15 protein-coding genes and 1 riboswitch are annotated in these 19,299 nt (G+C 73.3%); of the genes, 11 read left to right on the forward strand and 4 right to left on the reverse strand.

The window, feature by feature from the left end; genetic code table 11:
- The first annotated feature begins 56 nt into the window (after nt 1-56).
- Nucleotides 57-788, forward strand: coding sequence for a hypothetical protein (locus tag ACFYNX_RS12865; RefSeq protein WP_388660852.1), 732 nt, complete (start codon nt 57-59; stop codon nt 786-788).
- A gap of 17 nt (nt 789-805) precedes the next feature.
- Here ACFYNX_RS12865 and ACFYNX_RS12870 read toward each other — a convergent pair whose 3' ends face one another.
- Nucleotides 806-2,794: a SpoIIE family protein phosphatase gene (locus ACFYNX_RS12870; protein WP_388660855.1), complete on the reverse strand. Its 1,989-nt coding sequence runs from the start codon at nt 2,792-2,794 to the stop codon at nt 806-808.
- Between the two features lie 388 nt (nt 2,795-3,182).
- Between ACFYNX_RS12870 and ACFYNX_RS12875 the strand changes: the two genes are divergently transcribed.
- Genes ACFYNX_RS12875 through ACFYNX_RS12885 form a run of 3 tightly spaced genes read left to right on the forward strand, consistent with a single transcriptional unit; the run spans nt 3,183 to nt 6,387 of the window.
- Entirely contained in the window at nt 3,183-4,238 is a 1,056-nt protein-coding gene (locus tag ACFYNX_RS12875) for an iron-siderophore ABC transporter substrate-binding protein (protein ID WP_388660857.1), read from the forward strand.
- A 14-nt stretch (nt 4,239-4,252) separates the two neighbouring features.
- Nucleotides 4,253-5,287, forward strand: a complete 1,035-nt coding sequence (locus ACFYNX_RS12880; protein ID WP_388660860.1) for a FecCD family ABC transporter permease — start codon at nt 4,253-4,255, stop codon at nt 5,285-5,287.
- Nucleotides 5,284-6,387 (forward strand): FecCD family ABC transporter permease, encoded by a 1,104-nt coding sequence (locus ACFYNX_RS12885; protein WP_388660862.1) that lies wholly within the window; start codon nt 5,284-5,286, stop codon nt 6,385-6,387. The genes ACFYNX_RS12880 and ACFYNX_RS12885 overlap by 4 nt, the downstream gene beginning before the upstream one ends.
- A gap of 54 nt (nt 6,388-6,441) precedes the next feature.
- Here ACFYNX_RS12885 and ACFYNX_RS12890 read toward each other — a convergent pair whose 3' ends face one another.
- Nucleotides 6,442-7,011: a histidine phosphatase family protein gene (locus ACFYNX_RS12890; RefSeq protein WP_388660865.1), complete on the reverse strand. Its 570-nt coding sequence runs from the start codon at nt 7,009-7,011 to the stop codon at nt 6,442-6,444.
- A 185-nt stretch (nt 7,012-7,196) separates the two neighbouring features.
- A riboswitch (cobalamin riboswitch) is annotated at nt 7,197-7,278 on the forward strand.
- A 59-nt stretch (nt 7,279-7,337) separates the two neighbouring features.
- Between ACFYNX_RS12890 and ACFYNX_RS12895 the strand changes: the two genes are divergently transcribed.
- The 3 genes from ACFYNX_RS12895 to ACFYNX_RS12905 all read left to right on the forward strand — a co-directional run bounded on the left by ACFYNX_RS12895 (nt 7,338) and on the right by ACFYNX_RS12905 (nt 9,748).
- A complete protein-coding gene (locus tag ACFYNX_RS12895; protein WP_125660172.1) occupies nt 7,338-7,565 on the forward strand; it encodes a CbtB-domain containing protein in 228 nt (75 codons plus the stop codon).
- 14 nt (nt 7,566-7,579) lie between these two features.
- Complete coding sequence (locus tag ACFYNX_RS12900; RefSeq protein ID WP_388660868.1) at nt 7,580-8,395, forward strand: CbtA family protein; 816 nt, start codon at nt 7,580-7,582, stop codon at nt 8,393-8,395.
- A gap of 327 nt (nt 8,396-8,722) precedes the next feature.
- On the forward strand, nt 8,723-9,748 hold the full coding sequence (locus ACFYNX_RS12905) for a LacI family DNA-binding transcriptional regulator (RefSeq protein ID WP_388660871.1): 1,026 nt from the start codon (nt 8,723-8,725) through the stop codon (nt 9,746-9,748).
- 74 nt (nt 9,749-9,822) lie between these two features.
- Here the strand turns inward: ACFYNX_RS12905 and ACFYNX_RS12910 are convergent, their stop codons facing one another.
- On the reverse strand, nt 9,823-12,600 hold the full coding sequence (locus ACFYNX_RS12910) for a glycosyl hydrolase (protein ID WP_388660874.1): 2,778 nt from the start codon (nt 12,598-12,600) through the stop codon (nt 9,823-9,825).
- A gap of 440 nt (nt 12,601-13,040) precedes the next feature.
- Between ACFYNX_RS12910 and ACFYNX_RS12915 the strand changes: the two genes are divergently transcribed.
- From ACFYNX_RS12915 to ACFYNX_RS12930, 4 genes are all read left to right on the forward strand, one after another.
- Entirely contained in the window at nt 13,041-14,345 is a 1,305-nt protein-coding gene (locus tag ACFYNX_RS12915; RefSeq protein WP_388660877.1) for an ABC transporter substrate-binding protein, read from the forward strand.
- Between the two features lie 91 nt (nt 14,346-14,436).
- Nucleotides 14,437-15,417 (forward strand): carbohydrate ABC transporter permease, encoded by a 981-nt coding sequence (locus ACFYNX_RS12920; RefSeq protein ID WP_388660881.1) that lies wholly within the window; start codon nt 14,437-14,439, stop codon nt 15,415-15,417.
- Entirely contained in the window at nt 15,414-16,334 is a 921-nt protein-coding gene (locus ACFYNX_RS12925; RefSeq protein WP_365543322.1) for a carbohydrate ABC transporter permease, read from the forward strand. The genes ACFYNX_RS12920 and ACFYNX_RS12925 overlap by 4 nt, the downstream gene beginning before the upstream one ends.
- Nucleotides 16,335-16,402: 68 nt before the next feature.
- On the forward strand, nt 16,403-17,806 hold the full coding sequence (locus ACFYNX_RS12930) for a GH1 family beta-glucosidase (protein ID WP_388660884.1): 1,404 nt from the start codon (nt 16,403-16,405) through the stop codon (nt 17,804-17,806).
- A gap of 84 nt (nt 17,807-17,890) precedes the next feature.
- Here ACFYNX_RS12930 and ACFYNX_RS12935 read toward each other — a convergent pair whose 3' ends face one another.
- Nucleotides 17,891-19,267 (reverse strand): carbohydrate-binding protein, encoded by a 1,377-nt coding sequence (locus ACFYNX_RS12935; protein WP_388660887.1) that lies wholly within the window; start codon nt 19,265-19,267, stop codon nt 17,891-17,893.
- Nucleotides 19,268-19,299: the final 32 nt, after the last annotated feature.

The raw sequence follows: 19,299 nt of genomic DNA on the forward strand, positions 1-19,299 counted from the left end.
CGAACAGAGCGTTCCGCGCACCCGCACCGTGCCGCCCGTACGACGAGGAGGACCCCATGACCACCGCCGAAGAGGGACGGCAGCGGCTCGACGCGGCCAGCGTGCTCAACGCGAAGAGGACGCTGCTCCAGCTCCTCGCCCGGGCCGGGGTCTGGTCCGGCGACGCGGAGGAGCTGATCGGGTTCGTCGAGGCGGGCGCCCTGGCCCTCGCGTACGAGGAGATCGGCGGGGCCGGGCGGAGCGCCCCGGACGGGAAGGGCGAGGCCTACGCCGCCGGTTGGCTCGACGGCGCCCGCGCCGTGGCCGACGAGCTCGGCGGCGTCGCCGAGCGGGCCCTGCGGCAGGCCCTCGCCGCCGATCCCACGGCCGACTCCCCCGACGACCGCCCTCCCGTCGGGCGCACGGAGATGGAGCGGACCAAGGTGGCGGTCACTCCGATCTACCTCTCGTTCACCGACGCCTCCGACCTCGACCCGGAGGTCACCGAGCAGGTGCTCGGCGCCGTGCTGCGCACCATGAGCTCCCGTCAGCGCTCCCGGTACGCGGGACGGTTGGCGGAGTTCGCCACGGCCCACCGGGAGCACCTGGAGCGGCTGTACGCGGAGTACGGACCGGGCAGCGCCATCACGCTCCACGGCCGCTACACCCTCGTCCACTCCCCCACCAGCGTGGCCGTCCTGGAGCGGCTCGCGACGGCGCCCGCCGCCCTGCACGAGGAATGGGACGCCGCCGAGCTGCCGCCCGCGTGGCTGGACGGCCTGACGCGGGCCTGGGACGCGCCCGCCTGAACCGCCCGCGCCGCGGGTCAGCCGGCCGGTTCGGCGCGGAAGGCGATCATGGCGGTGTCGTCGCGGTGGTCGGAGAGGTCCTGGAGGAGGCGGAGCAGCTCGGGCAGGTCCTCGTCACGGTGGAGCGCGGCCGCCCGCAGGAGGCACCGCTGCCCGGTGTCGAGGGAGGTGCCGGGGGTCTCGATGAGCCCGTCGGTGTACTGCAGGAGGGTGTCGCCGGGGGCGAGGCCGTACGCGTGGGTGGTCCGGACGAAGTCGGGGGCCACGCCGAGCGGCGGGTCCTCGCCGCTGCCGTCGAGGAAGCGGGGCTCTCCCCGGGCGGGGATCAACAGGGGCGGCGGGTGCCCGGCGTTGGACCAGGTCATCCGCCAGGTGCCGTCGGGGAGCCGGCGCAGATGGGTGTGGACGACGGTGGTGAAGGAGCCGGCGTCGAGACCTTCGGCGGCGTCGTCGAGCATGGTGAGGACGGCCGCGGGCGTGCAGTCACAGCCCTTGTTCCAGGCGAGGGCGCGGAGCATGCTGCGCATCTGGCCCATGACGGTGGCGGCGCCGAGGTCGTGGCCCGCGACGTCCCCGATGTCGAGGACGAGGGTGCCGTCGGGGAGCGTGATGGCGTCGTACCAGTCGCCGCCGATCTCGTTGGCCGGGCTGGCCGGCTGGTAGCGGGCGGCCAGGCTCGCCCCGGGCACCGCGGGCGGGCGGGTGAGCTGGGCGCGCTGGAGGCGCAGTGCGGTGCGGCGGGCCTGCTGGAGGTCGAGGACCTTGCGGATGGGCCGCTGCGCGTGGTGCAGGACCTCGCGCAGCAGCTCGACGTCGGCGGGTTCGGGAACGGGGGTGTCCCCGCTGGTGGCGGTGGTGGCGTACCCGAGGACGATGTCGTCGACGACCAGGGGGACGAGCGTCATGCTCGTGGCGCCGGACGCCGTGAGCCACCGCTCGGTGACCTCCGGCACCAGACCGGGCGGGACCCGGCCGTCCGACGGCAGCCGGAACGTCCTCGGCACCCGGCTCTCCAGGACCTCCCGCATGACCGGGGTGACCGTGACGGTCTGCCCCATCGGCGCGGGCGCGGGCGGGAGTCCGGGGCGGGTGGCGGAGGCGACCCGCCGGGCCGTGACCGTCGCGTGCTCCGGGAGCGGCCACTCCTCGTGGGAGAGGAGCAGGATCACGCAGGCGTCGGTGAGATCGGGGACGACCGAGTCCGCCACCGCGGCGAAGGCCGCGTCCAGGCCGCCGCCCGACGTCTGTGCCACCCGGGCGAGGAGGTGTTCGCGCAGCTCGGCGTTCCAGGTGTCCTCGGTGTCGACGGTGGCGGCGATCCACTCCTCGGCGCGCCCGTCCCGCACGATGGGGACGCAGCGCGTGGCCATGTGGCGGTAGGAGCCGTCGGCCGTCCGGAGCCGGAAGGTGTTCTGGTAGATCTCGGGGGGACGCCGGGCGAGCGCCCGGTGCCAGGCGTCGACGAGCGCCTCCCGGTCCCGGGGGTGGACGTGGTCGTACATGTCCCGGCCCGCCCGGTCGGGCAGGGGGACTCCGGTCAGCTTCTCCCAGCCGGGGACGATCTCCTCGACGTCACCGTTCGCGCGCACCACCCACACCATCTGGGAGACGGCCGTCACCAGGGCCTCGAAGCGCTGGAGCGCGCGGGTCTCGGCGGTGGTCTCCAGGATCACGACCAGGACCCCGTCGCCGACCGGGGTGGTGACGGGAGTGCAGGAGGTGACGAAGTGGCGCACCTCGTCCGGGCCGCCCGGGGTGGGCAGCAGGGACTCGGTGAGCTGGCGGGGCCGTCCGGTGGCGAGGACGTCGTCGAGGACGGAGAGGAAGCGGGCGGCGGCCGGTTCCGGGTAGGCCTCCCGGGCGGGCCGGCGGAGGGGGCGGGCGCCGAGCATCCTCTTGTACGCGGCGTTGACGTAGATCAGCAGGTGGTCGGGTCCTCCGAAGAGGGCGACCGCCGCCACGGTCGCGTCGAACAGCTTGGGGTCGAGGGCGCGCGCCGGGCTCATCGCCCGTCCGCCCCTGTCCGGGCCGGCGGGAGATCCGGCCGCCCGTCGGTCCGCCGACGATCCGGTGCGATCATCCTGTGAGCCTTTCGTCCTTCCGGCGCGTGATCCCCTGCATCCTCCAGGGGACCGCGCCGCGGGGGCCCGCGCCACACGGGCGGCTACCCCGTTCGTGTGGGCCCGAACGCCGCCCACCTCGCCTTTCGGCCCTTCCGCCCCGCGCCTCTCCCGGCCCTCCGCCGAAGGCGGCGCCCCTGGCGTTCGAGCCGGTGAACGAATAGGTTAGGCTCACCTAACAAGCACTCGCGGCAGCCGCCGCCCCTACGTGATCACGTCCGCGGGGGCGTGGACGCGGCGCCCGCACACCTCTGCCCGGAGACAAGGAACCGCCATGCCTTCTGTGTTCACCCCTCTTCGCCGCCGCGCCCTCGTGGCGGGGGCCGCCGCGGTCTCGCTCGGCCTCATGGTGACCGGATGCGGCTCGGACGACACGAAGAAGGACGACGCGGCGGGTTCGGCGTCCGGGGCCCCGGCGGGCGCGTTCCCCGTCACCCTCAAGAGCGCCCTCGGCGAGGCGGTCATCAAGGACAAGCCCAAGCGCGTCGTCACCCTCGGCCAGGGCTCCGCGGAGACCGCCATCGCCCTCGGCAACGTCCCGGTCGGCATCGAGGAGTACCCCTGGGGCAGCGACAAGACCGGCTACCTCCCCTGGATCCACGAGGCCGTGACGAAGTCCGGCGCCGCGCTGCCCAAGCAGTTCAAGGGCGGCGAGGAGCTCGACATCGAGGCCATCACCGAGCTCGAGCCCGACGTCATCCTGGCCCCCTGGTCCGGCATCACGCAGAAGCAGTACGACGTCCTCAAGGACATCGCGCCGACCGTCGCCTACCCCGAGAAGGCGTGGAGCACGAACTGGGACCAGCAGATCGAGATCGTCGCCAAGGCGCTCGGTCAGCCGGAGAAGGCCAAGGACCTGGAGGCGAAGATCGACAAGCAGCTCGCCGACGCGGCCGCCTCCCGCCCGAACTACAAGAACGTCACGTTCTCGTACATCTACAACACCGGCCCCGGCACCCTCGGCGTCTTCAAGCCCGAGGAGCAGCGCGTCGCGATGGTCTCCAAGCTGGGCCTCAAGGTCGACCCGGTGGTGAACACCTTCAAGGAGACCGAGGGCACCGACTCCGCCCTGATCGGCCTGGAGAACGCCAACAAGCTCGCGGAGAGCGACATCGCCTTCACCTTCTACATGGACGAGAAGTCCCGCAAGACGGTCGAGGCCCAGCCCCTGTACGCGGCCATCCCCGCCGTGAAGAAGGGCGCGCTCGTCTACAGCCACGACACCCCGTTCGTCACCGCCTCCTCGATGATCAACCCGCTGACGGTGCCGTACAGCATCGAGCGCTACCTGCCGATGATCGACAAGGCCGTCGCCAAGGCCGGGAAGTAACGACGGACTCCGGCGTGAGCACACTCTCCCGGACCGCCCAGGGCCCCGCCGTCGCACGGCGGGGCCCTGCCCGGTACCTAGCAGCCGCCGTCCTGTGCCTGGCCCTCCTCGCCCTGGCGCTGCTCGCCAGCGTGATGTTCGGCAGCAGGCCGACGTCCGCCTCCGACGTCCTGCGGGTCGTCACCGGCGGCGGCGAGGAGTACCTCCGCACCGTCGTCGAGAGCCGCTACCCGCGCACCGCCCTCGGCGTGCTCGCGGGCCTCTGCCTCGGGATCGCCGGCACGCTGATGCAGGGCATCACCCGCAACCCGCTCGCCGAGCCGGGACTCCTCGGCATCAACGCGGGCGCGTCCGCGAGCATCGTCGCCGCCACCGCGTTCCTCGGCGCGTCCGGGCAGCGCGAGACCATCTGGTGGGCCCTCCTCGGCGCCCTGGCGACCGGCGTCCTCGTCCATCTCGTCGGCACGGCCGGCGGGGGCGGCAGCCCGGTGCGCCTCGTGCTCGCCGGTGCGGTGCTCTCCGCGATCCTCGCCGCGTTCATCCAGGCCGTCGCGCTGTCCCGGCCGAAGGTCTTCGACACGTACCGCTACTGGGTCGTGGGCTCGCTCGGCGGGCGCGGTTTCGACGCCCTCTGGGCCGTGCTGCCGTTCGCCGCGGCCGGACTCCTCCTCGCCGTCGTCCTCGCGCCGGGACTCAACGCCATGGCGATGGGCGACGACAAGGCCGCCTCGCTCGGCATCAGCCCCGCCCGCGTCAAGGGCGCCGGGCTGCTGGCCGCGACGCTGCTCAGCGCGGCGGCCACGGCGGCGGTGGGCCCCATCGCCTTCGTCGGGCTCGCCGTCCCGCACCTGGTCCGGGTCCTGGTGGGCGCGGACTTCCGGATGCAGATCCTGTTCACCGCGCTCGCGGGCCCCACGCTGCTGCTCTTCGCGGACGTCGTCGGCCGGGTCCTGCTGCGTCCCGAGGAGCTGATGGTCGGCGTCGTCACCGCGTTCGTGGGCGCGCCCGCGCTGCTCTTCGCCGTCCGTCGCATGAGGGGGGCGGCATGAAGACCACCGACCTGACCGGGGCGCCGGCCGGGGACCGGACCGGAAGCCCGGCCGCGGTGCCGTCGCGTCCGGCGGGGCGCGTCCTCGTACGGGTCGGCCCCCGGGTCGCGATCCCCGTGCGCCGCTCCTCGCTGGTCGCCGCCGCGCTGTCGGTGCTGCTGCTCCTGGGGGCGGCCGTGGCGACGCTCTCGATGGGCAGGCTGGGCATCGACCTCGCCGACCTGCCGTCGGCGCTCATGGGCGAGGCGACGGGCAAGAACGCCTTCGTCCTGAACCGGCTGCGCGGCCCCCGGCTCGTGGTGGCCGTCGCCACCGGTGCGGCCTTCGGCCTGTCCGGCGCCCTCTTCCAGTCGGTCACCCGCAATCCGCTGGGCAGCCCCGACGTGATCGGACTGAGCGCCGGCTCCGGGGCGGGCGCGGCCGCCGCCGCGCTCTTCTTCCCCGACACCGTCCCGGTGTCCGTCGGCGCCCTGGTCGGCGCGGTCGCCGCCATGGGACTCGTGTACGTCTCCACCGGGACCGGGTTCCGCAACCCGGGGCGCCTGGTCGTGGCGGGCATCGGCGTGGCCGCGATGTCGACGGCCCTGACCCAGTACGTGGTCTACGCCGTCGAGCGCGACAAGGCGAGCGCCCTGACCGCGTACATCAACGGCAGCCTCTCCGCCCGCTCCTGGGACGACGCGACGGTCATCTGGGTGGTGCTGCTCGTCTGTCTGCCGCTCGCGGCGCTCCTCGCGCGGCCGCTGACCGTCGGCGAGATGGGCGACGACCTCTCCACCGGTCTGGGCGCCCGCCCGGACCGGACCGCGACGGCGGCGGTCACCCTGTCGATCGTGCTGTCCGCGGGCGCGGTCAGCGTGGCCGGTCCGATCGCCTTCGTCTCCCTGACGGCGCCGCAGATCGCCAAACGGGTCACGCGCGGCGGCGGTCCCCAGCTCGTCATGTCGACCGTGCTGGGCGCCCTGCTCCTGGTCCTCGCGGACCTCGCGGCCCAGCAGTCGCCGCTCTTCGACGACCTGCCGGTCGGCCTCTACACGATGGCCGTCGGCGGGGCGTACCTGGGCTATCTGCTCCTGAAGGAGTGGAAGCGGACCGTCTAGGGGCGTGCGTACGGAGAGGGGGAGGGAGCCACCGGGTGGCCCCCCCTCTCCGTGTCAGCCGGTGAGCGGCTCGCCGACGCGCAGGTTCCAGCGTCCGCCGCGTCCGCTGAGGTGAACGGCCGTCAGGGGGCGGACGTCCAGGCGCCGGGCCGTCGCGTCGGGCACCCCGAGGGCGTGGACGGTCGCGGCGCGGACGACGTCGGGTTCGACGACGGCCGTGACGCGCCCCGATCCCTCCTGGAGCGCGTCGAGCCAGGCCCCGACCCGGACGCGCAGGTCGCGGAGGGACTCCCCGCCGTGCGGCGCGGCCTCCGGGTCGGAGAGCCAGACGGCGAGCGCGTCCTCCTCGCCGGCGGCGACGTCCTCCAGGGTCCTCCCCCGCCACCGGCCCATGGCGCAGCCGGCCAGCCCGGTCACCGGTTCGGCCCGCAGGCCGAGGGCCCGCGCGGTGCCGAGGCAGCGCGCGGACGGCGAGGCGTACGCGCGCGCGGCGGGGTCCACGGCGGCCGCGAGGGCCTCGGCGCGGGCGAGCCCCGCCGGGTCGAGGGGGCTGTCGTCGTCGAACCGGACCTCGCGCAGGGCGTCGTTCGTGGCGGGCGGGACGAGCGTCAGCCGGACTGTCATCGGGATCCTTCGCGGTCGGCGCCGGTACGGGGCGGCGGGGCGGTCCCCCGTACGGTACGGGCCACGGGGAGGCGGGCGCTCCGCGCGGGGGCTCACGGAAGGTGATACAGGCCTCACGCCCTTAACAATGTCCACGTCACGCGGTACCGTCAGGCGACATTTGAACAGCGTGACGACGGCGAGACGGAAGTCCGGTGGGAACCCGGCACGGTCGCGCCACTGTGTGCCGAGGCTCCCCCGGGCAAGGGGGGCCGCGGCGAGTCAGACCCGTGGACCGTCGTCCTGCACCACCGTTTGGGACGCGCGTTCCCGCAGGAGGTTTCATCATGGCCGAGGCTGCCGTCTCCGCTGCCGTTTCCACCCCTTCCGTGGCCGTACCGGCTCCGCTGCCCGTGCGGGCCGTGCTGCCCTGGGCCTTCTTCGTCGGCCTTCTCGCGCTGATCGCGCTGTACTTCGTGGGCGCGGAGCAGGGTGCCACCTCCCTCTTCGCGGGCTCCGGCGTGCACGAGTGGGTGCACGACGGGCGCCACCTGCTCGGCTTCCCGTGCCACTGAGAGGCGACGAGCACATGCACGCCTCGACTGTGAGAACCCTGCTGGTCCGCGGCATGCTCGCGGGCCTGATCGCGGGTCTGTTCGCCTTCGCCGTGGCCTACGTGGGCGGCGAGCCCTCCGTGAACGGCTCCATCGCCGTGGAGGAGGCCCAGGCCGCCCAGGAGGCCGCCCACGCCGGACACGGCGACCACGGCGGCGCCGGAGCGGCCGAGGAGGAAGAGGAGGAGGTGGTCAGCCGTCCCGTGCAGTCCACCTTCGGCCTGGCCACCGGTGTCCTGGTCTACGGGGTGGCGCTGGGCGGCATCGCCGCGCTCGCCTTCTCGTTCGCGCTCGGCCGCATCGGCCGCTTCGGTCCGCGGGCCACCGCGGCGCTGACCGCGGCCGCGGCCTTCACCACCGTCTACCTGGTGCCGTTCCTGAAGTACCCGGCGACCCCGCCGGCCGTCGGCAACCCCGACACCATCGGGAAGCGCACCACCCTGTTCTTCCTGATGATCCTGCTCAGCGTGCTGCTCGGCGTCGCCGCGGTGATCGCCGGGCGCCGTCTGGCGCCGCGCCTGGGCAACTGGAACGCGAGCCTGGCGGCCGGCTTCGGCTTCGTCGTCGTGACGGGCATCGCCTTCGCGGTCCTGCCGGCGAACGACGACGCGGTCAAGGCGGGCTTCCCCGCCAAGCTGCTGTGGGAGTTCCGGGTGGCCTCGCTCGGCGTCCAGGTCGTGCTGTGGGTGGTGTTCGCCGTGGTCTTCGGCTACCTCGCCCAGAAGGCCCTGGCCTCCCGGACGGCCGACGCGGAGCCCGCGGCCCGGACCGAGGTCCCGGCCGCCGGCTGACCCACCGACGCGTACGACACCGCCCCGCGTGCCAGGAGCACGCGGGGCGGTGTCGTGTCACGTGCGGGTGCCGCTCGCGCCGGGGTCCCTGTTCGGCCGGAACGCGAACGACCACGCAGTCGATGCCGCAGCACCTGACGAGGACCCCGGGGAGGAGCCGACGAGGTCTCCGGGATGCGGTGTCCGCGGGAACACGTTCCTCTTGGGAGCGCTCTCAGAAGGTGGGGGCTACAGATATCCTGGGCCGGACGAGAACCCGCACCGTACCCGTGCGCACCCCGTACGACCGGTACGCCGCCCAGCCGACGCAGTCGAGGAGCGCCCGCCTTGCCCGAGCAGACCACGGGGCCCCGCCCCACGCTGGAAGCGGTCGCCGCGCGCGCCGGCGTGTCCCGCGCCACGGCCTCCCGGGTCGTCAACGGGGGCGCGGGCGTGCGCGCCCCCCTGGTCGAGAAGGTGCGCAGGGCCGTCGAGGAGCTCGGTTACGTCCCCAACCACGCGGCCCGCACCCTGGTCACCCGGCGCAACGGCGCCGTGGCCGTGATCATCGCGGAGCCCGAGTTCCGGATCTTCTCCGACCCGTTCTTCGAGCAGCAGGTGCGCGGCATCAGCCGGGAACTGACGGCGCACGACTCGCAGTTGGTGCTGCTGTGGGTGGAGGGGCCGGGGGACCACGAGCGGATCGCCCGTTATCTCGGCGGGGGCCACGTCGACGGCGCGCTCGCGTTCTCGCTGCACAGCGACGACGCCCTGCCGGCCGTGATCGAGGGGGCCAGGATCCCGGTGGTCGTCGGCGGGCGGCCCGCCCCCGGCACCGATCCCGCCGTGCCCTTCGTCGACTGCGACAACCGGGGCGGCGCCCGGGAGGCGGTGCGGCACCTGGTGGGCCTCGGGCGCCGGACCGTCGCCCACATCTCCGGGCCCGCCGACCAGACGTCGGCGCTCGACCGGCTGCACGGCTACCGGGACGTCCTCCTCGACGCCGATCCGGAGCTGCTGTGCGCGGGCGACTTCACCGAGGAGAGCGGCGCGCGGGCCATGGCGGAGCTCCTCGACCGGCGGCCGGACGTGGACGGGGTGTTCGTCGCCAACGACCTGATGGCGTCGGGCGCGCTGCGCACCCTGCGGGAGCGCGGAGTGCGGGTGCCGGAGGACGTGGCGGTCGTCGGCTTCGACGACATGGCCTCGGTGGTCGGCAGGACCTCCCCCGCCCTGACCACCGTGCACCAGGACATCGAGGGCATGGGCCGGCTGATGGTGAAGCTGCTGATGCGGCTGCTCGACGGGACCGGGCCGGAGATCCCCGGCTCCGTGGTCACCCCGACCTCGCTGGTCCGCCGCGCCTCCGCCTGACGTCCTGCGGGGAGACGAAGGGCGGGCCCGGGTCTGTCCACCCGGGCCCGCCGCTGCCGCGCTTTCCTACGGGGTCAGTCGTACGGGATGACGACCACGGACCGGTCCGTGCCCGTCTGGAGCCGTGCGTCGCCGTTGCCAATGGCGCTCCAGACCTCCAGGCGCACCGTCCCGCCCCGCAGGTTGCCGAGCGTGCCGGTGGCGGACTTCAGGCCCCGGGACTGGGCGTACTCCTCCCAGCCCGTCACCGGGTCCGTCGCGAAGTACTGGTACGTCTCCGTGCGGTCGAAGGTGCCGTCGCCGGTCAGGTCGTAGCTGATCCGGGCCTGCTGGCCGAGGCCGACCGACGTTCCGGCGTCGACCTGGAGCCGGAAGGCGGTCGAACCGCCCGCCCGGAGCGTGCCGTTGACGTTCCTGGCGACGTAGACGAGCGGCTTGTTCGGGGTGCCGTCGTAGTTGCCGCCCTGTGCCGAGGCGAGGGTGTCGCCGCCCGCCGTGGCGCCGGTGGCCGTGGTGAGCGCGCCACCGGTGCGGAGCTGGAAGGTGTTGCCGGTGCCCGGCTCCGGGTCGGGGTCGGGGCCGGGTCCCGCCGTGCCGTTGCCGACGGCGGTGGAACGCGCCGGTACGGAGAGGGACTTGCCGTCGGAGAAGGCGACCGTGCGGGCGGTCGAGCCGTAGTTGTGGGCCGCGTAGGTGCGCGTGGTGCCCTTGGTGAAGACGGCGGAGGTGGGGATCGATCCGGTGACGGTGGCGTCCGGGGCGCCGAGCGCGTCGAGCGCGGTGATCCAGTGGTAGGTGTGGGCCCTGGACTCGCCGGCCTCCGGGGTGTATCCGGCGTTCCCCGCGTCCCACTTGGCCTTGGCGGCGGCGGGGTCGGCGAGGGACTGGAACTCCCAGAGGATGTCGCGCCACTCGACGGCGGGGCCGCCGTTCTCGCGCTCCAGCTCGGCGATGTTGCGCCGGATCGCGTCCTTGCGCGCGCCGAGCTGGAGCGAGCTCCCGCTGGTCACGGGCAGGACGTTGATGCCGTGGATCTCCTCCGGGTTGGCGGTCCACCAGGTGGAGTAGGCACCGCCGCTGCCCCAGACCATGCCGACGGTGTCGTGCTGGAAGGAGCCGGGGAAGACCTGCTGGTCGGCGTCGAACCAGTACTGGGCGACGGCCTCGGCCTCGGTGGTCAGGAGGTAGGTGCCGAGGTCGCGCAGGGAGGTGTCTCCGGTGGCCGAGCCCCACAGGACGAGGGCGGCGCTGAGGTTGGTCGACTCGGAGGACGACTCCTGGTTGTTGCCGGCGGCGAAGCCCTGGTGGCCGCTGGCCCAACTGTGTCCGGCGTAGACGTCGAAGCCGCGCAGGAAGGGGAAGGCGCCGTCGGTGCGGCTGGGGTTGGCGGTGTCGCGGACCAGGGTCTTGACCATGGTGCCCCAGGCGGAGTCGGCGGCCCAGTTCGGGTCGTACTGGGCGACGATCGCGGCGGCGTACACGTAGTAGCCGTAGTGGAAGTGGTGGTCGTTGAGTTCGGTGTCGCTGCCGTAGGAGGCCGGGTAGCCGGTGAGGGTCTTCCATGCCTGGTCGTACGAGAACTCGTTGGCGCCGCCGGCCGTGAACCACTCCTGGAGGCGGCCCTTGATCAGGCCGAGGAGCTTGTCGCGGACCGCGCCCTCGCCGATCTGGTCGGCGAGCGGCACCAGTTGGGCGAGCCTGCCGAGGGCCTTGCCGGTCCAGTACGTGTCGACGGCTCCGGAGAAGGGGTCGGAGGAGTTCGCGACCTCGTTGAGGTAGCCGCGCAGACGGGTCGCGTCGACGCCGCTGCCGGGCAGGCCGGGGAGGGTGGCGGCGGCCTTCTGGGTGGTGGTGAAGGAGGCCGCCTCCCGGACCTTCATGGTGCCCCGGGGCGAGACGTAGGTGTACGGGGTCAGCGGGTCCGTGGTGTGCAGCCACTGGTGGCGGTAGAGCGCCTGGAGGGTGCCGCGCTCGGTGCCCTCCCTGGCCTCGGTGGTGAGGCCGTAGGTGGCGCGGACGGTGCCGGCGTCGTAGCTCCAGTTCACCGTGGAGCCGGTGACGAAGCTGTAGGCGTACTTGCGGTAGGTGGCCAGCGCGTCGGTGGAGGGCAGGACGGCGACGGAGAAGTAGTCCTTGCCGCCGAGGCCCGCGGTGATGGTGGAGCCGGAGACGTTCCAGTCGGTGCCGGTGGGCGAGAAGAGGGCGTAGTGGTGTCCGGCGACGGTGATGCCGAGGACGTTGCCCTGGTCGGAGAAGACCGTGGGCGCCTGGGCGGTGGTGATCCGGGCGTCGCCGCCGGTGCCCCTGGCGTACACGAAGGGCAGGCCGTGGCCGATGGTGGTGCGCAGGGTGCGGGCGCCGTCGGACCAGTAGGGGGTGACGGTCCAGTCGGACCAGGCGTCGGCCTTGGTGTCGGGCGAGTTGAGGCCGGTGAGGCCGAGGGTGAGGTCGCGCTTGTGGGCGAACTCGTACTGGCGCCCGTCGCCCACGATCGCGGGGCTGGTGGGGTAGCCGAGCTCCAGGCCGCCGGAGACGGCCTGGTAGGTGAGCGGGTGGCCGTACATGGGGGTGGAGTACGGGTTGTCGCCGTAGCGCTGGAAGGCGAGGGAGGACCACCAGTCGTTGGTGGGGACGGGCTTGCCCTGGGCGGCGGCGGTGACCTTGGGGGTGACGGGGGCGCCGGTGTTGGTGGTGGGGCCCGAGGTACCGGCGGGGCGGGTGTCGGAGTAGCTTCCGGCGCCCGCCGGGACGGTGGCCGCGGCCGCGGAGACGGCGGCGGGGCCGAGGCCCACGGCGGCGAGGGCGGAGACCAGGACCAGCGCCGCGGCGGGCCGGGTGCGGGGGGATGGCATGAAGGGGCACCTCATGTCGTCTGCGAGGGATGGAGCTCGGGACGGATGGAGCTCGGAGCGGGCGGACGGGGTCTGCCCGGGGAGTGGCGGTCGGGGGCGCGGGGCCCGGGGCGGAGGCTCGGGTGGGGATGCGGGAGCGGTGCTCGGGTGGAGGTGCGGGGGCGGGGGCTCGGGTGGGGTGCGGGGTCGGGGAGGCCCGTGTTCGGGAGTCCGGAAGTCCCGCCTCCAGAATGGCTGAGAGCGCTCTCAGAGTGACGGAAACGTAAAACCCTGGAAACGAGCGTGTCAAGAGGTTGAACACGGGCGGGAGTTGAGGTCTCTTCTCGTCCGTTACGCCTTCGAGCCTTGACGGATGCACCACCGCACGGGCACGCTCCCCACGCACGCTTGAGAGCGCTCTCAACCGCTCTCGCTCGTTCCGGAGCCAAGGGAGGCTTCCCATGCCCATCGCCCGAGCCGCCAAGAGAGCCGTCGTCCGCCTGGGTGCGGTCACGCTCGCCGGGGCCCTGCTCGCCGCCTGCGGCGGATCGACGGACGACTCGTCCTCGGACAGCGCGGGAGGGAAGGTCACGATCACCGTCGACCTCTTCGGCTCCTTCGGATACAAGGAGGCCGGGCTCTACGCGGAGTACGAGAAGCTCCACCCGGGCGTCACCGTCAAGCAGACCGACACCGAGGACGAGGCCGACTACTGGAAGTCCCTCCAGACCCGGCTCGCCGGCGGCGCCGGCCTCGCCGACGTGCAGGGCATCGAGGTGGGCCGCATCGCCTCCGTCGCCCAGCAGCAGGCCGACCGGTTCGAGGACCTGAAGAAGTACGGCGCGGACTCCCTGAAGGACCAGTTCGCCCCCGCCAAGTGGGCCGCCGCCACCGGCAGGGGCGGCGAGATCCTCGGCCTCGGCACGGACGTCGGCCCGGAGGCCATGTGCTACCGCACGGACCTCTTCGAGCAGGCCGGGCTGCCCACCGACCGCGAGGAGCTCGCGAAGAAGTGGGCCACCTGGGACGGCTACCTGGACCTCGGCAAGCAGTACAAGGCGAAGGCCCCCGCCAAGAGCGCCTGGCTCGACAGCGTCGGAAGCCTCTACTCGATCATGATCGGCCAGGAGAAGGAGCGCTACTACGACGCCTCCGGGAAGCTGATCTGGGAGCAGAACCCCGCCCTGCGCTCCGCCTGGGACCACGCCGTCCAGGCCGCGGACGCCGGTCTGAGCGCCAAGCTCGACCAGTGGTCCCCGCAGTGGAACCAGGCCTTCTCCGCCGGCTCCTTCGCCACCATGCCGTGCCCCGCCTGGATGCTCGGCTACATCAAGGGCCAGGCCGGTGAGGCCGGCAAGGGCAAGTGGGACGTGGCCGAGCTGCCCGGCGGCGCCGGCAACTGGGGCGGCTCGTACCTGGCCGTGCCGAAGGCCGCGAAGCACAAGAAGGAGGCGTACGAGCTGATCAAGTGGCTCACCGCCCCCGAGCAGCAGACCAAGCTCTTCCAGAAGCAGGGCAACTTCCCCTCCGCCACCGGCGCCATCGAGAAGGTCGCCGACGCGAAGGACCCCTTCTTCTCGGACGCCCCCATCGGCAAGATCTTCGGTGACGCGGCGAAGGAGGCCCCGGTCCAGGTCCTCGGCGTCCACGACCAGAACATCGCCCAGCAGATCACCAACGCGCTGAGCGAGGTCGAGCGCAAGGGCACCGCCCCCGAGAAGGCCTGGTCGAACGCCAAGAAGGGCGTCGAGAACACCATCGGCTGACCCGTGCCGCCGGACGGACGCCCCCGGCGTGACCGAGGGGGTCCGTCCGCCCCGCCTCCCCCGCTCCGACCCCACACCGAAGGGCCGCACCGTGACCCTCACCGCACCCGAGACACCGGCCGGTCCCCGGCAGGCCCGGCCGGAGCCGGCCGCGCCGCCCCGGCGGCCCGGACCCGCCCGGCGGACCTGGCAGAAGGTCTCCCCGTACGCCTACGTCGCCCCGTTCTTCACCCTGTTCGCCGCCTTCGGCCTCTTCCCGCTGATCTACACGGCCTTCGTCTCGCTGTACCGGGTGGAGCTCCAGACCCCCGGCGACATGGAGTGGCGCGGGCTCGGCAACTACACCGCGCTCTTCGGTGACGCGTACTTCTGGACCTCACTGCGCAACACCTTCACCATCGGCGTGCTCTCCACCGTGCCGCAGTTGGTCATGGCCCTCGGCCTGGCGCACCTGCTGAACTACCGGATGCGCGGCCGCACCTTCCTGCGCACGGCGGTCCTGCTGCCGTACGCGACCTCGGTCGCCGCCGCCACCCTCGTCTTCGCCCAGCTCTTCGGGCGGGACTTCGGCCTGATCAACTACGCGCTCGGACTCGTCGGCGTCGATCCCGTCGACTGGCAGAACGGCACGGCGGCCTCGCAGATCGCCGTCTCGACGGTCGTCGTCTGGCGCTGGACCGGCTACAACGCGCTGATCTACCTGGCCGGCATGCAGTCGATCCCGGACGAGCTGTACGAGGCGGCCGCGATGGACGGGGCCTCGCGGTGGCGCCAGTTCTTCCACGTCACGCTGCCCGGACTGCGGCCCACCATCCTCTTCACCGTCATCGTCTCCACGATCGGCGCGACCCAGTTGTTCGGCGAGCCGCTGCTGCTCGAAGGGTCGATCTCGGGCGGCATCTCGCACCAGTACCAGACGCTCGGGCTCTACATGTACGAGCAGGGCTGGGGCTTCTTCCACCTGGGCCGGGCCGCGGCCATCGCCTGGGTGATGTTCCTGCTCATCGTGGTGCTGGTCGGGCTCAACGCCCTGGTCGCGCGCCGCCGTTCCCGCAAGGAGGCCGGCCGATGACCGCGCCGATCGCCCCGGTGGCGCCCGCCGCTCCCCCGGTCGCCCCGCCCGCCCCGGAGCCCGGCCGGACGCCGCGCCGGGGGGCCGCCCGCGCGGGCCGGACCCTGCACGCGGGCCCCCTCGCGTACGGGATCCTGATCGTCGCCGTGCTGTTCTCGGCGTTCCCGTTCTACTGGACGATCGTCGCCGCGAGCCGCTCCAACGCCGACCTGGCGAAGGTCCCGCCGACCCTGCTCCCGGGGCCCAACCTGATCAAGAACTTCGAGGCGGTCCTCGAAGAGGCCGACATCGGCAAGGCGCTGCTCAACTCGCTGATCGTCTCCGGCTCGATCACCCTCGGCACCGTCCTGTGCTGCACCCTGGCCGGCTTCGCCTTCGCCAAGCTGCGCTTCAAGGGGCGGGGCGCGCTGCTCGCGGTCACCGTCGGCACCATGATGATCCCGCCGCAGCTCGGAGTGATCCCGCTGTTCATGCTGATCGCCGAACTGGGCTGGGTGAACCAGCTCCAGTCGGTGATCCTGCCGGGCCTGGTCTCCGCGTTCGGGGTGTTCTTCATGCGCCAGTACCTGGTGCAGTCCCTGCCCGACGAGCTGATCGAGGCGGCCCGCGTCGACGGCGCGTCCACCGCCAGGATCTTCTGGTCGATTGTCGTGCCGATCGCCCGGCCCGGCATGGCCGTGCTCGGCCTGCTGACCTTCATGGCCTCGTGGAACGACTTCTTCTGGCCCGTCGTCGCCCTGACCTCCTCCGAGCCCACCGTCCAGGTCGCCCTGCGCCAGCTCGGCGGCGGGTACGTCCACGACCAGTCCGTGATCATGGCGGGCACGCTGCTCGGCACCCTGCCGGTGCTGCTCGTCTTCGGCCTGCTGGGCCGGCAGATCGTCGGCGGCATCATGCAGGGCGCGGTCAAGGGCTGACCCGTACCCGTCCCGCCCCTCCCCACAGAACGACTCACCCCAGTCTCACCCCAGGGAGTTCCCACCCCATGACCGCTCTCGACGCCCGCACCGACCCGACGACCACGCTCCGCTTCCCCGAGGGCTTCCGCTGGGGCACCGCCACGGCCGCCTACCAGATCGAGGGGGCGGCGGCCGAGGACGGCCGCACGCCGTCCATCTGGGACACCTTCAGCCGTACACCGGGCAAGGTCCGCAACGGCGACACCGGCGACATCGCCGCCGACCACTACCACCGGCTCGACGAGGACGTCGCCCTGATGCGCCGGCTCGGCGTGACGGACTACCGCTTCTCGATCGCCTGGCCCCGGGTCCAGCCCACCGGGCGCGGCCCGGCCGTGCGCAAGGGCCTGGACTTCTACCGGCGCCTGGCCGACTCCCTCCTGGAGGCCGGGATCCGGCCCGTGGCGACGCTCTACCACTGGGACCTGCCGCAAGAGCTGGAGGACGCGGGCGGCTGGCCGCACCGGGAGACCGCGTACCGCTTCGCCGAGTACGCCGGGATCATGGCGGACGCGCTCGGCGACCGGGTGGCGACCTGGACCACGCTCAACGAGCCGTGGTGCGCCGCCTTCCTCGGCTACGGCAACGGCGTGCACGCGCCGGGCCGCACCGACGACCTGGCCGCGCTGCGCGCCGCGCACCACCTCAACCTGGCGCACGGCCTGGGCGCGCGGGCGCTGCGCGGCGCGCTGCCCGGGTCCGCCGAGGTGTCCCTGACCCTCAACCTGCACGCCGTACGGGCCCTCACGCAGTCCCCCGGGGACCTGGACGCGGCCCGCCGGATCGACGCCGTCGGCAACCGGATCTTCCTGGACCCGGTCTTCCACGGGCGGCTCCCGGAGGACCTGGTCCGCGACACCGCGTCGGTCACGGACTGGTCGTTCGTCCAGGACGGTGACCTGGAGGCGGCGGCCGCGCCGATCGACTCCCTCGGCATCAACTACTACTCCCCGTCCGTGGTCGCGGCGGGCTCCTCGGAGTCGCCGTCGCCGTGGGCGGGCGCGGAGCGGCACGTGCGGTTCCTGCCGGCGCCGGGGCCGCGCACGGCCATGGACTGGCCGGTGGACGCGGACGGGCTGCACGAGCTGCTGACCCGGCTGCGGGACGAACTGCCGGGCGTCCCGCTGGTGATCACGGAGAACGGGGCGGCGTACGACGACTACGCCGACCCGTCGGGGAACGTGAAGGACCCGGAGCGGGTGGCCTATCTGCACGCGCACCTGGCCGCGGTGCACCGGGCCCTCGCGGACGGGGCGGACGTGCGGGGCTACTTCCTGTGGTCGCTCCTGGACAACTTCGAGTGGGCGTACGGCTACAGCAAGCGGTTCGGCATCGTCCACGTGGACTTCGCGACGCAGCGGCGGACGCTGAAGGACAGCGCCCGCTGGTACGCGGAGGTGATCGCCCGGGGCGGCCTCGCGGAGGAGTGACGGGCCCGGACGCGCGGGGAGGGGGTGCCGCGGCACCCCCTCGGAGCCGCGGCACCCCCGGTCACCGCGAGGACGGACCGCGCGTCAAACGCGCTGCCACAGGGCCGGGACGTTGGACGGCTCCCAGCCGGTCTGGGCCTGGTGGCCCTGGAGGCAGCGGTAGGTGGCGCCGCCGTAGGTGACGGTGTCACCGGCCTTGTAGACCTTGCCGGCCGCCCAGGTGCCGCCCGGCTCCGGCTCGGGGCCGGGACCGGGTCCCGGACCCGGGCCCGGGTCGGTGGTGGTCTTCAGGGTCAGGCCGTAGTTCTGGAGGATCGGGTTCAGCGGCTGGAAGAAGGTCGTGCCGCCGCTGGAGCAGTTGCCGGAGCCGCCCGAGGTCACGCCCTGGGCCTGGCTGCCGGAGATGTACGAGCCGCCGGAGTCGCCGGGCTCGGCGCAGACCGTCGTGCGGGTGACGCCGGAGATGGTGCCCTCCGGGTAGGTGACGCTGGTGTTGTGCTGCTGCACGGTGCCGCAGTGCCAGCCGGTGGTCGAGCCGGAGCGGCACACGGAGGAGCCGACGGGCTGGAGGACCGAGCCGGTCACCTGGACGTTGGCGCCGCCCGCGCCCTTCACGTACGGGGTGGCGGTCCAGTTGGTGTTGGCGGCGACCCAGGCCATGTCGTTGCCGGGGAAGACCGAGGCCTGGAAGCTGCCCTGGGCGACCTGGTTGAAGCCGCTGGTGGAGGTCCCGGCGCGCCCGCAGTGGCCGGCCGTGGCGAAGCCCTGCGTGGTGCCCTTGGTGATCGGGAAGCCGACGGAGCAGCGCCCGCTGCCGTTCATGTAGTACGCGTCGCCGCCCCGGAGGTCGTACAGCGGGCGGGGCGCCTCGGCGGTGCGGACCACCTTCACCAGGTCGCGGGGGACGCCGGTGGCGGCGACGAGCCGCGCGCCGGCCCCGGCGCGCGCCTCCTCGACGACGAGGACGTTGGCGCGGACGTCGACGTACCGGACGGGCGCGTCGGCGGTGGCGGCCCGGTCCAGGGCCTCCTTGGCCCGCTCCAGGGCGGTCAGACCGTGCGTCACGACCCGGGCGCGCGCGCCCGCGGCGCGGATCGCGGCGGTGTCGGCGGCGCGGGTGGTGGCCACGGTCAGGGTGCCGGACTCGGCACCGTCCACCCAGGCGCCGGCGAAGGCGCCGCCCAGGTCCAGGCGGAGTCCGGCGGCCGTGGCCCCGGCCTCGACCTCGTGGGCGAGGCGGTTCTCGGCCTGGGCGCGGGTGAGGCCGAGGTCGCGCTGCATGGCGCGGAGGAGTTCGGGCTGTGCGGAGGCGGCGCCGAGGGCGTCGGCCGCCGTTCTGACGGTGGGGGCGCGGCCCTCGCCGTGCGGGGCCGCGGTGGCGGGACCGGCCTGGAGGCCGGCCAGTGCCAGACCGGCGGCGGCCAGCACGGTACACGCCGTGCGGGCGTGTCGTCGGAGCATGGGGAGTCTCCTCGGTTGGCGGTGGGGATCTG

This window comes from Streptomyces sp. NPDC007872, from assembly GCF_042868165.1.
In the GTDB taxonomy this organism is placed as follows: domain Bacteria; phylum Actinomycetota; class Actinomycetes; order Streptomycetales; family Streptomycetaceae; genus Streptomyces.

Bases quoted from the DNA above. Each gene is read 5' to 3' on its own strand.
- ACFYNX_RS12910 (WP_388660874.1), bottom strand. From the start codon at position 12,600: ATGCCATCCCCCCGCACCCGGCCCGCCGCGGCGCTGGTCCTGGTCTCC.
- ACFYNX_RS12890 (WP_388660865.1), bottom strand. From the start codon at position 7,011: ATGACAGTCCGGCTGACGCTCGTCCCGCCCGCCACGAACGACGCCCTG.
- ACFYNX_RS12875 (WP_388660857.1), top strand. From the start codon at position 3,183: ATGCCTTCTGTGTTCACCCCTCTTCGCCGCCGCGCCCTCGTGGCGGGG.
- ACFYNX_RS12885 (WP_388660862.1), top strand. From the start codon at position 5,284: ATGAAGACCACCGACCTGACCGGGGCGCCGGCCGGGGACCGGACCGGA.
- ACFYNX_RS12935 (WP_388660887.1), bottom strand. From the start codon at position 19,267: ATGCTCCGACGACACGCCCGCACGGCGTGTACCGTGCTGGCCGCCGCC.
- ACFYNX_RS12865 (WP_388660852.1), top strand. From the start codon at position 57: ATGACCACCGCCGAAGAGGGACGGCAGCGGCTCGACGCGGCCAGCGTG.
- ACFYNX_RS12895 (WP_125660172.1), top strand. From the start codon at position 7,338: ATGGCCGAGGCTGCCGTCTCCGCTGCCGTTTCCACCCCTTCCGTGGCC.
- ACFYNX_RS12930 (WP_388660884.1), top strand. From the start codon at position 16,403: ATGACCGCTCTCGACGCCCGCACCGACCCGACGACCACGCTCCGCTTC.
- ACFYNX_RS12870 (WP_388660855.1), bottom strand. From the start codon at position 2,794: ATGAGCCCGGCGCGCGCCCTCGACCCCAAGCTGTTCGACGCGACCGTG.
- ACFYNX_RS12915 (WP_388660877.1), top strand. From the start codon at position 13,041: ATGCCCATCGCCCGAGCCGCCAAGAGAGCCGTCGTCCGCCTGGGTGCG.
- ACFYNX_RS12900 (WP_388660868.1), top strand. From the start codon at position 7,580: ATGCACGCCTCGACTGTGAGAACCCTGCTGGTCCGCGGCATGCTCGCG.
- ACFYNX_RS12925 (WP_365543322.1), top strand. From the start codon at position 15,414: ATGACCGCGCCGATCGCCCCGGTGGCGCCCGCCGCTCCCCCGGTCGCC.